The following is a 14,260-nucleotide window of genomic DNA, read 5'->3' as shown; positions in this document are numbered from 1 at the left end:
TGATGAAAATAACGCTATGATATAAAAATAAAAACCGCGAGTAATTTACCATTACACGCGGTTTTTTATTGTGCTTTTATAAAAAACAATCTGTAATTCAGCTAACTTTTACTCACTAAAAACTTCTCAATTTCATCACCGGGTAAAGGTTTAAAAAAATGATAGCCTTGGCCGTAATTGCAACCCATTTTGGTAATTAATGTCGCATCAGCTTTATTCTCAATGCCCTCACCAACCGTAGCCATATTTAAATTAGCTGCCAAATCGATAATGGTTTTGATAATTGCTTGATGATTATCACGCTCATGTACATTACTGATAAATGAACGATCAATTTTAAGCACATCCATTGGGAAGCGGTGTAAGTAACTCAAACTTGAATATCCAGTACCAAAATCGTCTAATAATATTTTAACGCCCATTTTTCTCAACGCTCGCATGTTATCAAGCACAATATCATTATTTTCTAATAATGCGCGCTCAGTGAGTTCAACACGAACTTGATGGGGCTGCACACCAGTTTTTTCAATAATCGCTTTAATATCTTGCGGTAAACTTAAACTAAAGAAGTGATTACAATACAAGTTACAACTTACGTAAAGGTGCTCTAAACCTGTCCGTTGTTGCCATACTTTTAGTTGCCGACAAGACTTTTCTAGTATTTGCATATCTATCGCCATCACTAAATTAGTTTCTTCAGCAAGTGGAATAAAGTCATTAGGGTAAACAAAACCTCGGGTTTTGCTTTGCCAGCGGGCTAACGCCTCAAAACCAATAATTTTTTCGTCAGATAAGCGTACGATAGGCTGAAAATAAGGTTCAAATTCTTGTTGAACAATAGCCTCTCGAATATCCGTTTCCAGTGACAAGGCATTTTGCACTTTCTTATGCATGCTTGAATCAAACACCTCATAGCGCCCTTTGCCTTTATCTTTCGCATGATACATAGCAATATCAGCATCTCGCAACATGGTATCAGCTGTGTCGTATCGGTCATTATTGAATAACATGCCAATGCTAGTGCCAATAAATACAGATTGATTTTCAATAATAAACGGCGATGACAACAACTCAGTTATTCTTTTCGCAATTTCATAGGCTTCGTCATTACTTTCTAAGTCTTCAACTAAAATAACAAATTCGTCGCCGCCAAGACGGGCAACAGTATCCTTATCTCTAACAACGTCAACTAAGGCGACAGCGATTTCTTTTAATAAACTATCGCCAGCATGATGACCTAAACTATCGTTAACCACCTTAAATCGATCAAGATCTAAAAATAAAATGGCAAACTTTGCTTCACGTCGACGTTTATTACAGGCAATGGCATGATTTAATAAATCAATAAACACTGCTCGATTAGGCAAGCCTGTCAATGCATCGTGTGAAGCTGCATGCTTAAGTTTTTCTTGTACGGCTTTACGTTGTTTAATTTCTTCTTCGAGGGCAACGGTACGCAGTTTAACTTGATGTTCAAGCAGTTCATGAGCTTTACGTTCATAATCTGCAATTTCACGACGCTTAATGGCAGATGCAACATGACGAGAAACAAAACGCAATAACTCGGCATCTTGCTCAGTAAAGAAAATGGACTGTTGATAGCTTTGCAAGACCATAGCGCCTAGTACTTCACCTGAATGAATTAATGGCACACCAAGCCATGAAACCACTTCTGCCTGCGCGCTAACAAGTTTATCCTCTAGGTATAGTTTTTTAATAGCAGCTTGATCTAACAACACCGTTTCTGCGCTTTTTAGTACCAGTTCAGTCAGGCCTTTTTTAGCTTTGCGAGGTTGATATTCTTTAACGACATGTTTAGGCGACTGATCAAGATAGTAGCTAAAATAAATTTCATCTGTTACATGGTTGTATTTAGCAATATAAAAATTCTCGGCGTTAATCAGCTGACCAACAATGTTGTGCACCATATTGTAAAAGGTTTCAATATCAAGACTAGGATCGTTAGTTAGCTCTGAGATTCGATACAAGGATTCTTGCAATAACTCTGACTTTTCACGGTCACGAATTTGCTGCATTAACTCTCGTGTACGAGCATCTACTGCTGATTGTAGTCTTTCTCTATCTTGTACACGTGTTAATGCGGTAACTATATGTTGGGCGGTAAATGCTAGAAGATCACATTCTGCTTCTTGATAGCGTGTTGCTGCAGAATAGCTTTGTACTGCCATTACACCAATAACAAAACCTTCATGCATCAATGGAACGCCAAGCCAATCAATACCTGCGGTGCCAATAGATTTTATTTTTTGTTCTTGTTCTAACTTGGCAATTACTTCCGGTGTAGCTAATAAAGGTGCACCTGTTTCTATCACATAACTGGTCATTGACCCTTTAAATCGACTTAACGGATAAACACCTTTCTCCATATCATCTTTTTCGTCAACATGGTAAACCAACTCGAGTGTTGCTAACGTTTGATCATATAAGACGATATAGAAATTATTGGCACTCATAATTGAGGCAATTGATTGGTGAACTTGAGTGAAAAAAGTATCGAGATTAGCACAATCTGTAGATAACTGATTGAGTTTTAATAGTGCCGTATAGCGATCCTGTAATTTCTGAAATTTTTTCAGTAAATTAATTGATTCTTTTGCTAAACCTGAAGTATCAGAAGATTCCAAAGTACCTGCCAATGTTTTCACCACAATAGTTTTATATGGTAGCCATTAATACGCCATCAGCGTAATAGATAAAAATATTAAGAGTCAAAAATTTCAATGCTTAGTTAATAGATATATTGAGTCGCACCGAAATTATTGATACATCATAAGCTAAATACTCTCACTGCCAAGAACAATACAAAACTGTGCATATGAATAATTTAGCGCGAAGTTAATTTCTCACCTAAACCCAAAAAAGTAAAGCACTTACTAATAGTAAGCTATTTAAAACAATAATTTTTTTACTTAAAGCTTTAGGTTATCACAACTAAAATAGCAGCCTACTATTTTAGTTGATTTCAATAACAACTGAGAATTAATTGTTCAGCTTTTGTGCGTCAGCAACCTCAGCTTTATTGCCACATACTCCTGCCTGTTTATCATCACGATAAAAGCGAATATCAATACAATCTTGTTGGTATCTACGCTCTAATTCTGTGCGAATTAAAGGTTTGTTTTTAGCATTAACAATTTGCTTGTGTAACGACTGACATTGCTGAACCTGCTCGGAAGCCAATGTTACATCTTCACAAATATTATTATTAGAACTACACCCTGAAAAAAATAATACACCGGAAACCATCAAAACTAACTGTTTCATCATTTACTTCACTTATATTGCTAAAAATTAATTTTTAATTAAAGAAGTGGCTACAGACCATTACGGAAAACTTTACCGCTTAGATTATTGTTATCGTCCACTTCCCTTTAGTTTGAGTATATAATACGTAAAAATAAAGACTAAGTATTAAATATTATTGCCCGAGGGGAAAATTATGCAAGTACAGGTAGTGGATTACCGCGCTAGCGATGCACCACAAAAATTCGTAGAGAGTTTACGCAACACAGGTTTTGGTGTACTAACAAACCACCCTATTCAGCAGTCGTTAGTAGAAAAAATATATCAAGATTGGTATACATTTTTTACTCATGAAGATACAAGTGCATTTGCTTTTGATCCAGAAAAACAAGATGGATATTTTGCTCCTGAAATTTCTGAAACTGCAAAAGGTCATACCAAAAAAGATATTAAAGAGTATTATCACATCTACCCATGGGGGCGTATTCCAACTCAGTTAAAAGAAGATATTTTAAATTACTATAAAATGGCATCAGACCTCGCTAGTGAATTATTAGATTGGGTAGAAAAGCACAGCCCTGCTGAGGTAGCTAAACACTATTCTGAGCCACTTTCTAATATGATTATGGACACGCCAAATACATTACTACGTGTATTACACTACCCTCCTTTTGATGGCACAGAAGAGCCAGGAGCAATACGAGCTGCTGCCCATGAAGACATTAACTTACTAACCATACTACCGGCAGCAAATGAACCTGGCTTACAAGTGCAGCAACAAAATGGTGAGTGGGCTGATGTGCCATGTGACTTTGGCAGCTTGATAATTAACATTGGCGACATGCTACAAGAAGCCTCGCAAGGTTATTTCCCTTCGACAAGTCACCGAGTGATCAATCCAACGGGAGCAAGTTCAAGTAAGTCACGTATATCTTTACCGCTATTCTTGCACCCAAGAAGTGAAGTTGTACTTTCTGATAAACACACCCAAGAAAGCTACTTACTAGAAAGATTAAGAGAACTTGGTGTTAAATAACTGAGTTGTAAATTAAGTATCGATTAAGTCGTACGTAATTTACTGATTCCGTTTATAAGTAAGCTATTAAAAAAGCCATCACATTGTGATGGCTTTTTACGTTTTACTTTACTAGATACACACTCTACAAAGTGCCACCTTTAAGGCTATCTAATACTGGCGCTTCTGTTTGCTGAACTTGCTTCTTACGTCTAAATAGCGACTTAATATCTTCAATTATCATATATAAACAAGGAATAAGTACCAAAGTTACAATCGTGGCAAATAGCACACCAAAAGATAATGACACCGCCATTGGTATTACAATCTTAGCTTGCGCACTTACTTCAAAGAAAATAATCGGAACTAGACCTATAAATGTCGTAATTGAAGTCAGCATAATCGCTCTAAAACGCTTAGTGCCTGCATGCATTACTGCATCTTTCAATCGCTCTCCACGTTTTCGAGCATTATTAACATAATCTACCATCACTAAGGAGTCATTAACTACAACACCAGCAGCAGCTAATATACCCATCACAGACAAGGCGCTTAAATCCATTCCCAAGATAAAGTGACCTAATACCGCACCAATAATACCAAATGGGATAACCACCATAATCATGGTCGCTTGCGAGTATGACTTCAATGGTATCGCCAATAACGAGAAGATGATTAATGAAGAAATAACAAAATCACGTAATTGGTTACTAGCACTTTCCATTTCCTCTTGAATACTGCCCGATACTTCACTTTTCACTTGCGGGTATTTTCTTAATAACTCAGGAATGAAATTGTCGCGAATATCTTTTGCCACTTTAAACGGCTCGACCTGTTCGGCGTCAACACTCGCCCAAACATTAATAGTACGATTGCCATTTTCGCGACGAATACGTGTCACACCCTCTTGTAATGTTATAACGGCAAGCTCTGACAATGGTAACTCTGCACCGTTAGGTGCTTGAATCATAACATCATCAACATGGCCAACAGAGCTTCGTTGATCAAGTGGGTAACGCACCATCACTTTTATTTCTTCGCTATCACGTAAAATACGTTGTGCTTCCAGACCATAGAAACTGTAACTCACTTGTGAGGCAATTTCAGCCAAACTTAGATCTAAGCTATATGCTAATGGTTTTAACTCAAACTGTACTTCCTTAGCGCTAGTTTGACGGCTATCATTGACATCACCAATGCCTTTTAACGAATTTAATTTAGCTTTTAACTCTTTCGCAGCTGCTAATAAATCAGCATCATCTTTACTCTCTAATCTAAAGGCAATATCGCCATCATCTCGGCCACCACCAAATAGGTTATCGCCAATAGTTAATGACTTAACTCCTGGATAATTAGGAATAGCTTCTCGCCACATATCAGCAAGTTCAAAGGTATTGATAGGTCTTTGCTCAGGAACAACCAATTTCACCATTAACTGGCCACTGGTTCTGCTGCGTAAATCAACCTGCATATCCGAAATCATTGAATTGCCGTATTTAACTTCGATGTCTTTATCTATACGATTAATAACACCCTGAATATTTAATAAGGTATCTAAAGTTGCTTTTTCTGAAGCGTCAACATTCATCTCCACTGATACACGAGGGAAGTCATGCGGAATTTTTGGCTGACCAACAAAGCGCACAAAACCACCTGCAAATAAACCGGCACTAATTAGCATTAAACTAATAAAGAACATCAATACTCCATAACGATATTCAAGAAATAAAGCTAATGATGGACGATATACTTTCTCGATAAACACTTTTAAATTGGTATCTACCCATGCTCTTAATCTATCTAATGGGTTTTTAGGATTGAATTCCTTAATTTTCATTTTCACTAAATGCGCCGGAAGTATAAGTTTCGACTCAATTAATGAGAAAATTAAACAAAGGATGACCACTGAGCCAATGGCTTTACCAAATGCGGAAGATGGACCTTCACCAAAAAGGAAAGGCAAAAATACGGCTATCGTGGTTAAAACACCAAAGGTTGCAGGCATCGCTACACGCTTGACACCACGAATAACATTGTCAGTACTATGGCCATGCTCTTCAATTTCATCATGGGCACTTTCTCCCATAACTATGGCATCATCAACCACAATACCTAACACTAAAATAAAGGCGAATAAGCTAATAACATTGATAGTTACATTGATAAATTCTAAAGGCATGAATAACAACGTACCTAAGAAACATACCGGCAAACCCATCATTACCCAAAAGGCCAAACGAACACGTAAAAATAACGCCAGCATCAAAAATACTAATACTGCACCACTTTTCATGTTATCTACCATCATGTTTAAGCGACCTTCAAGGTAATATGTCATATCTACCCATGTTTCTAGCTTAACACCTGTTGGTAAAACGTCTGCTTTTTTCTCAACGTACTCTTTAACAACTTCAGCTATATTGGTGATGCTTTGGTTATCAGCCGCACCAATAAATAAAGTTACTGAATTTTTACCATTAAATTTAGAATATTGCAGACCTTCTTCAAAGCCGTCAATAATGGTCGCAACTTCACCTAACAGGATACGTGTACCATCTTCTAAAGTTACTACTGGAATTTGCTCAAATTCATGACCACGATAAGCCTGATTTTCTACACGAAGATTGATATAGCCATTTTCAGCACGAATTTGTCCAGCAGACATATTACGTGAATAACTACGTACAGCATTGGCAATATCATTAAAACTCAAACCATATTCACGAAGTTTGTCTTTGCTTACTTCTACAGAGATCTCATAATCTAAGCCGGTGAATAATTCTGAGATATTAATAAACGGTAATTGCTGAATTTCATTGTGAACCTTTCGACCTAACTCCTTCAGTTCACCATTAGTTAAGTCACCATACAAGCTAATGTACATGACTTCTTGACGAAACTTTTCACGTTCAACTTTTATTCTTTCCATGCCATCAGGAAAACTCGAAATGGAATCAATCGCCGACTTAACTTCTTCTAAAACGACTTGTGGATCATAGTCTAATTCAACTTCAAACCAACCATTAGAGTAACCGCGATTAGAATAAGTAATAACACGTTTGAGGCCTTGAACTGTTTCCAATGCCTCTTCAATTTTAATAGTGATCCCTTCTTCAACTTCCTGTGGTGCTGCTCCTGGATATGGCGCAGCATAAGAAATCCAGTTAATTTTAACTTGCGGGAACATCTGCTTATTAATGGTTTGAATGGTTAAAAAGCCACCCACTAAAATAAAAATCATTAATAAATTAGCGGCAACACTATTACGGGCAAACCAAGCAATTAAGCCTTTATTGGTATCAATAGTATGATCTATTTCAGCCTTTTTCTCCGGTGCAACAGTTGTCATAACTATTCTCCTGAACCACTATCATTTAACGCAACTTGAGTATCGCTGTCAGCGTTATCAACTTGTTCTTCTTCACTTTCTTCTTGTTTGTCACCAATTAGTGCTAGTTTCATTCCATCAATAGGGTAATCAAGTGCAGAAACAATCAATTGATCGCCATTAGCTAAACCATTCGACACAATAACATTTCGACCGTCTTGGCGAACGATATCAATTTCTGCATAATGCAATTTAGACTCGCTGTCCATAATTGCAACTCGGTTATTATCAACTAAATGGCGAGGAATACTTGTTGCTTGAGCAATTTCTAACCCTAAGATTTTTGCAGTAACATAAGAGCCAAAACGAACAGGTGTCTCATCTTTACGTTCAACCAATGCGTATGGGTCATGAATTTCAGCAACTAGATAACTCATTCTGCTCTTGTTATCAATTACCCCTTCACTTCTTGCTATCTTTGCAGGCCAAACCATTTCTCGACCAGCAAAAGTACCAATTAGATTAACCTCCGCACCTTCACCTTGCGCTACCAAAAATTCAAGTTGGTTATCAGCAACTGGTAAACGCACTTCTGCAATTGATGTACTTAATAATTTACCAACCATGCTGCCCATCGCAACAAAAGAACCTAAGCCAACATTTCGGCTTTCAATCATTGCATCATAAGGTGCTCTAAGCTCCGTGCGCTCTAAATTACGCTTAGCTCTTAACACAGATGCTTGTGCTGCTTTTACACGGGCAAGCTCTTGTGCTAATTGAGGTTTACGCAAACTTAATTCAGTTGGAGAAGTGTTAGTAATACGTTTCCATTCTTGTTCAGCTACTCGACCTTGTGCTCGTTCTGTTTCTAGAGCTGCTCTCGCAGACGCCATATTCGCTTCAGCATCAATTAATGCTGCTTCATAATCATTAGGGTCAATGCGTGCTAATAATTGCCCCTTTTTAACAAAACCACCGCGTACAAAAGTATCCGACAACTCAACAATTTGGCCATTAACTTGTGCGACGATTTCAGTTTCATACTTAGGTTTAACAACACCGTAAGACTCAACTTGTAATGTCATTGGCATAACTGAAATCGGTTCAACAGCCACAATAGGTGTATTATCAACTTCTTCTTTTTCTTCAGGTGGTTTCTTCATGCTTGAAAAAAGCATAAACATTAAAAAGCCTGCAATTAAAATGACAATAGGTATGAATATCTGTTTTTTCCGTGTCACTGTAACGTCCTCGCAAAGTATAAATTTTATAATAATTAGTATAATTGCATACAGGATACCGAAATCACTGGCTACAAAAACTAACAAAGATGTAAATGCTTGTTACAAAATCCACGCCGCTTTTATGGAAAGGGCTTCAATTAATTTAAAAGCGTTAAATTACAATAAGTTAATAAAAAAACATTTAACCTATAAAATAAAAAAGCCACAAAATAAATGTGACTTTTATAACAAGTTAGTGGTTTTCACCAAATAGTTAAACTTTTATAAATATCTTTCGTCGATATAACCAATAAAGTAAAAGCCATTGTGTAAATAGCATAAAAATAATACCAGCTAGTACTCGCCAATTTTCACTAAACAACGCAATAACACCACCAAACAAGCTTTCACTAATGTATTGCCAACTAACAATGCTTGATGCCAGGTAAATTAGAATTGAATTACAGCCAATAACAGCCCAGAATTTCGCAAACCTTGTAAGCTTTAATACATCAAAAAGATAATAAAAGATCACTAAGAGTAAACAGCTGTAACCTACGGTTACCAAAACGAAAGAGCTAGTCCATAAGGTCTTATTAATTGGCAGAAGAATATTCCAGCTAAACCCGATAGCCAGAGATATAAATGAAAATATGAGTAGCCTTATTATCAAAGTCAACGGTTCAAGCTTGAAACGCATCATCAAACGGCCAACAAAAACACCTGCTAGGGCATTAACAATTGAGCCTAAATTCGATAAGACACCTTCAGGATCAATTGCCAAATTTTGATAACTTACACCGGGGAGAAACACGTCATCAAACCAAACATTCAAAGCGCCATTGGCGCTATAGTCACCAGCTCCGTAACCTGAAATATCAATAAAAGCGAGCAGCAACCAGTAACCAATTAAAATGCCTACTGCAATAAGCCATTGTCCTTTTTCACTAACATACCAACACAACATCGCAGCAACAAACCATGCAATACCAATACGCCCTAATACGCTAGCAAAGCGTATATCTTCCAATTGCATTGGAATGCCCGCTCCCCAACCATGGTTGTACACTACGCCCAGTAAACACAGCAACAATAAACGATTAATACTGTTACTAATTAATGTCTTTCTTTTTTCTGACGAGTAGTGATTTATTGGTTTTGCGGCAATCCCTAAACTTACGCCGGCAAGAAATATAAATAGTGGAAAAATAACATCATATGCTGTTATGCCATGCCAACTAGAATGTTGCATTTGTAACGATAATGACTGTAGCCACGGCCAACCGGTTATAAGAAATAATGCTGCGAAAATTCCTTCTGCACCAAGGATCCAAATCATATCAAAGCCTCGTAATGCATCGACTGATAAAATTCTTTGTGGTTGGCTAGCCTGATTACTTTGCGCCGGAGGCATAGCTGATGTTTCTTTTCTCTTCATTTCCTTTTAACTCCTCAATTAACTTAAAACAGTAGCTTTATTTGATGAGTAACTTATGACTTAAAAAACCAACAAGACAGCGCTGTCATTTGTTTTTAAATATACTAATCATTAAAAGGTTAAATAGCAAATTAGCTAAGTATTAGTATCAAAACGTACCGTTACATTTTGTTATGAAATAAACCACATAAGCACTTGTACCTAAAAGCAAATAGCTTATATTAAAGTATCTAAAAGAGGAGCGCGTATGTTGTCTAAAATTAGTGCATTTTTTCAGTCACTATCGGAAACCGAAAATAACCCGGCAGAAGAAATAAGCTTAGAAATAGCCTGCAGTGTGTTGTTATGTGAAGTTATGCTTGCTGACGGCCAGCTTGACAAGTCAGAGCAAGAAAAGCTCAATGATATTATTTCTAGTCACTTTCAGCTAACTGAACAAGAAGTGCAAGAAATTGTTAAACATGCATTATTGTTATGTGAAAATGCCACCGACTTTTATCAGTTCACATCAAAAATTAATGAAAATTATAGCCTTGATCAGCGAATTAAAATGCTAGAACTATTATGGCAGGTTGCTTATGCCGACGGCGAGTTAGCTAGTATTGAAGAGCATATTATTCGAAAAATCGCTGACTTATTACATTTACGTCACAGCGAATACATTCAGACCAAATTAAATAGCCGGGCGAAATAGCATCACGGCAAGAAAACCTAGCCTTAGTATGGAAAATTATAGTTAACTCGCCCGTAAATCGGTTATTATAGCCGCAAGTTAACTGACCCAAGAAACCACATGGCAAGCATCGGCAAATACAATACCCTTCCTGTTGTCGCAATAAATGACAATGGCGCCTATTTAAATGCAAATGAGTTAGGTGAAATACTACTACCTAATCGCTTAGTACCTGAACATTGCCAAGTTGGCGGTGAAATTAAAGTATTTATTTATTTAGATACTGCTGATCGCATTGTTGCGACAACTGAAAAACCACTCGCGGAAGTTGATCAGTTTGCTTCTCTAAAAGTTGTGCAAGTAAATAAAATGGGTGCATTTTTAGACTGGGGCTTACCGAAAGATTTACTAGTTCCATACAACCAGCAACACAATGAAATGGAAGTTGGTAAGTATTATTTAGTACGAATATTTTTAGATTTAAAAACCAATCGTTTGGTTGCTTCAAGCAAGCTCGATAAATTCATCGATATTTGGCCTGCTGAATATCAACGATGGGATAAGGTAAAACTTACCATAGGTACGAAAACTGATTTAGGTTTTAAGGCTATTATTAACGACCTACACTGGGGTTTACTTTACGATAATGAAATATTTAAACCATTACGCATTGGTAAAAAAATAACAGGCTATATAAAACAAGTACGTGAAGATGGCCGAATTGACTTGTCACTTACTCGTCCAGGTGAAGGCAAGGTAAAAGACTTTAGCGATAAATTATTGGCACATATTGCAGAGCATGATGGCTTTAGTCCATTACACGATAAAAGTGATCCTGAATTAATCAAACGCACTCTGGGCGTAAGTAAGAAAACCTTTAAAGCTACAGTAGGCAATTTACTAAAAAAAGGGAAAATAACCATTGAAGCGAACGGTATTCGACTAAAATAGTACTTAAATTTATAGAGCATTAGACAATAAAAAAGCCCTAACGGGCTTTTTTATTTTTACTTTCTAGGTTTTAGCTACTGTGTACCACCAACGGTCATTTCATCAATTTTTAAGGTCGGTTGCCCAACACCAACCGGCACACTTTGGCCATCTTTACCACAAACACCAACACCAGCATCAAGTTTTAAATCATTACCAACCATGCTAACTTTTTGCATTGCCTCAGGACCACTACCTATCAAAGTCGCTCCCTTAATTGGCGAGGTAATTTCGCCATTTTCAATTAAATAAGCTTCTGAACTAGTAAAAACAAACTTTCCAGAAGTAATATCCACTTGCCCACCTGCAAAATTAGGTGCGTAAATACCTTTTTTAACCGATTTAATAATATCTTCAGGTTTATGTTCGCCTGCTAACATATAAGTATTAGTCATACGTGGCATAGGTAAATGTGCATATGATTCACGTCGACCATTACCTGTTGGCTTAACGCCCATCAGGCCAGCATTATGCTTATCTTGCATGTAGCCTTTAAGAATACCCTTTTCAATTAAGACATTGTATTGACCTGGCGTGCCTTCATCATCAATACTTAATGAACCTCGACGATTTTCCATAGTGCCGTCATCAACAATAGTGCATAGCTCTGATGCCACTTGTTGGCCTACACGGCCTGAAAATGCCGATGAACCTTTACGGTTGAAATCACCTTCTAAGCCATGACCAACTGCCTCATGTAATAATACGCCTGGCCAACCTGCACCAAGTACAACCGGCAATAAACCTGCTGGCGAATCAATGGCAACTAAATTCACTAACGCTTGCCGAACCGCTTCTTCAGCATAAGTTAAATAGCGCGGTTTGTTGTGTTCAAGTTCAAAAAAGTAACTATAATCAGTACGCGCACCACCACCAGCACTGGCTCGCTCTCGCTTGCCATTTTCTTCAACCAATACTGAACAATTAAGTCTAACTAGAGGGCGTATATCCGTCGCGTAAGTACCATCACTTGCCGCTACTAAAATTTTCTCATAAACACCTGAAAGATTAACTATCACTTGTTTTACGCGCTTATCAACACTACGAGCGTGCGCCTCAACTTCATGAAGCAAGGTGATTTTTTGCTCTTGCGGCAAACTTGCTAATGGATCAAGTGCTTTATATTGCTCTTTATTAACTTGTAAGCTCTTACTACCAAAAACTTGCACACTAGCTGATTTTTCAGCATTCGCTATACCTTTAGCAGCATCGGCAGCCTTTTTTAAGGCTGATGGTGATATGTCATCAGAATAAGAAAAACCGGTTTTTTCACCAGAGATTGCGCGTACACCAACACCACGCTCAATATTATATGAGCCTTCTTTTACTATGCCATCTTCAAGCATCCAAGATTCATGGCTACTGGCTTGAAAATATAAGTCAGCTAAATCAACATTACGCTGATAAATACTATCTAAGGTACTTTTTAAGGTGCTTTGATCAATTTCACTATTGGCTAAGAGCTCTTGCTCAACATTATTCATACGACATCAACTTATTATTAAAACGATTGTGTGCAGCAACAGGCATAGCATTGCGCACCTTAAGTAATTCTTGTTCATTGTAGTCTGCACAGATAATACCTTTTCCAGTATCGCGCTGCGCAATTATTTCACCCCAAGGGTTAATAATAACACTGTGACCCCATGTTTCTCGGCTGTTCAAATGCACACCTTCTTGTCCGGCCGCAATAATATATACTTGGTTTTCTATCGCGCGTGCTCGCAACAAGGTTAACCAATGCGCAGCTCCCGTTACACGGGTAAAAGCACTAGGTACAGTAATAACTTTTGCTCCCTGCTGCGTTAACTGCCTAAATAGTTCAGGAAAACGAAGATCATAACAAATAGACAAACCAACCTTAACGCCAGCAATGTCAACAACTGTTGTTTGTTCGCCTGCTAAAGCATAGCGAGACTCACAATAATTTTTAGCGTTATCTGCAACGGCAACATCAAATAAGTGCAACTTATCATAACTAGCTAATTGCTCACCATTTGGTGAAAACACGATGCATGTATTAGTAAATTTCTCTGCAATTTTTGATAACACGGGAATACTACCAGCGACTAAAAAAACATTGAATTTAACAGCTAATGCCGATAATTTTCTGGTCAGAGATTTCGTCTCTTTTTGCTTTTTAGCTAATGACAATTGGGCTGTGTCTTTTCCACCGAAAAACAAGCAACACTCAGGCAAAACCACAAGTTGCTGGGGTTCATAAGCTAACGTTAAAAGCTGTTTTTCAATTTCTGAAAGGTTTTCCTCTACATCTGTACTTGAGCACATCTGCACAGCGCATAACGGCATCATTTTAGTTAACATCAGA

General features: G+C 37.5%; 10 protein-coding genes. 3 read left to right on the top strand and 7 right to left on the bottom strand.

Going from position 1 to position 14,260, the window contains the following annotated elements; all coding sequences use genetic code 11:
- Positions 1 to 101: 101 nt before the first annotated feature.
- Both AC27E9_RS02395 and AC27E9_RS02390 read right to left on the bottom strand, forming a co-directional pair.
- Complete coding sequence (locus tag AC27E9_RS02395) at positions 102 to 2,657, bottom strand: sensor domain-containing phosphodiesterase (RefSeq protein WP_487126906.1); 2,556 nt, start codon at positions 2,655 to 2,657, stop codon at positions 102 to 104.
- Positions 2,658 to 3,000: 343 nt separating this feature from the next.
- The gene (locus tag AC27E9_RS02390) at positions 3,001 to 3,288 is read right to left on the bottom strand and encodes a hypothetical protein (RefSeq protein WP_487126904.1); all 288 of its coding nucleotides are present in this window, start codon (positions 3,286 to 3,288) and stop codon (positions 3,001 to 3,003) included.
- Positions 3,289 to 3,460: 172 nt separating this feature from the next.
- Between AC27E9_RS02390 and AC27E9_RS02385 the strand changes: the two genes are divergently transcribed.
- Positions 3,461 to 4,300: a 2OG-Fe(II) oxygenase family protein gene (locus tag AC27E9_RS02385; RefSeq protein WP_487126902.1), complete on the top strand. Its 840-nt coding sequence runs from the start codon at positions 3,461 to 3,463 to the stop codon at positions 4,298 to 4,300.
- Positions 4,301 to 4,424: 124 nt separating this feature from the next.
- Here AC27E9_RS02385 and AC27E9_RS02380 read toward each other — a convergent pair whose 3' ends face one another.
- The 3 genes from AC27E9_RS02380 to nagX form a co-directional block, all read right to left on the bottom strand.
- A complete protein-coding gene (locus AC27E9_RS02380) occupies positions 4,425 to 7,628 on the bottom strand; it encodes an efflux RND transporter permease subunit (RefSeq protein ID WP_487126900.1) in 3,204 nt (1,067 codons plus the stop codon).
- Positions 7,629 to 7,630: 2 nt separating this feature from the next.
- Positions 7,631 to 8,848, bottom strand: a complete 1,218-nt coding sequence (locus tag AC27E9_RS02375; RefSeq protein ID WP_487126898.1) for an efflux RND transporter periplasmic adaptor subunit — start codon at positions 8,846 to 8,848, stop codon at positions 7,631 to 7,633.
- Between the two features lie 256 nt (positions 8,849 to 9,104).
- Positions 9,105 to 10,268: a transmembrane glucosamine N-acetyltransferase NagX gene (nagX, locus tag AC27E9_RS02370; RefSeq protein ID WP_487126896.1), complete on the bottom strand. Its 1,164-nt coding sequence runs from the start codon at positions 10,266 to 10,268 to the stop codon at positions 9,105 to 9,107.
- Between the two features lie 247 nt (positions 10,269 to 10,515).
- On the opposite strand from nagX, the gene AC27E9_RS02365 reads away from it, so the two are divergent.
- On the top strand, positions 10,516 to 10,962 hold the full coding sequence (locus AC27E9_RS02365; protein WP_487126894.1) for a tellurite resistance TerB family protein: 447 nt from the start codon (positions 10,516 to 10,518) through the stop codon (positions 10,960 to 10,962).
- A 99-nt stretch (positions 10,963 to 11,061) separates the two neighbouring features.
- Positions 11,062 to 11,892, top strand: a complete 831-nt coding sequence (locus AC27E9_RS02360) for a CvfB family protein (RefSeq protein ID WP_487126892.1) — start codon at positions 11,062 to 11,064, stop codon at positions 11,890 to 11,892.
- A 74-nt stretch (positions 11,893 to 11,966) separates the two neighbouring features.
- On the opposite strand, the gene tldD is transcribed toward AC27E9_RS02360, so the two are convergent.
- Together tldD and AC27E9_RS02350 are read right to left on the bottom strand one after the other, a co-directional pair.
- The gene (tldD, locus tag AC27E9_RS02355; RefSeq protein ID WP_487126890.1) at positions 11,967 to 13,415 is read right to left on the bottom strand and encodes a metalloprotease TldD; all 1,449 of its coding nucleotides are present in this window, start codon (positions 13,413 to 13,415) and stop codon (positions 11,967 to 11,969) included.
- The gene (locus AC27E9_RS02350; RefSeq protein WP_487126888.1) at positions 13,408 to 14,256 is read right to left on the bottom strand and encodes a carbon-nitrogen hydrolase family protein; all 849 of its coding nucleotides are present in this window, start codon (positions 14,254 to 14,256) and stop codon (positions 13,408 to 13,410) included. The genes tldD and AC27E9_RS02350 overlap by 8 nt, the downstream gene beginning before the upstream one ends.
- Positions 14,257 to 14,260 lie beyond the last annotated feature (4 nt).

The sequence above is a fragment of the Colwellia meonggei genome (genome assembly GCF_057537295.1).
Note: the sequence above shows the minus strand (reverse complement) of the source record. Positions and strands in the feature narration are given on the sequence as shown.

What these genes read in the sequence shown, in the direction of transcription:
- AC27E9_RS02380 (WP_487126900.1), bottom strand. Translation starts at nt 7,628, where the DNA reads ATGACAACTGTTGCACCGGAGAAAAAGGCTGAAATAGATCATACTATT.
- AC27E9_RS02360 (WP_487126892.1), top strand. Translation starts at nt 11,062, where the DNA reads ATGGCAAGCATCGGCAAATACAATACCCTTCCTGTTGTCGCAATAAAT.
- tldD (WP_487126890.1), bottom strand. Translation starts at nt 13,415, where the DNA reads ATGAATAATGTTGAGCAAGAGCTCTTAGCCAATAGTGAAATTGATCAA.
- AC27E9_RS02350 (WP_487126888.1), bottom strand. Translation starts at nt 14,256, where the DNA reads ATGTTAACTAAAATGATGCCGTTATGCGCTGTGCAGATGTGCTCAAGT.
- AC27E9_RS02365 (WP_487126894.1), top strand. Translation starts at nt 10,516, where the DNA reads ATGTTGTCTAAAATTAGTGCATTTTTTCAGTCACTATCGGAAACCGAA.
- nagX (WP_487126896.1), bottom strand. Translation starts at nt 10,268, where the DNA reads ATGAAGAGAAAAGAAACATCAGCTATGCCTCCGGCGCAAAGTAATCAG.
- AC27E9_RS02390 (WP_487126904.1), bottom strand. Translation starts at nt 3,288, where the DNA reads ATGATGAAACAGTTAGTTTTGATGGTTTCCGGTGTATTATTTTTTTCA.
- AC27E9_RS02385 (WP_487126902.1), top strand. Translation starts at nt 3,461, where the DNA reads ATGCAAGTACAGGTAGTGGATTACCGCGCTAGCGATGCACCACAAAAA.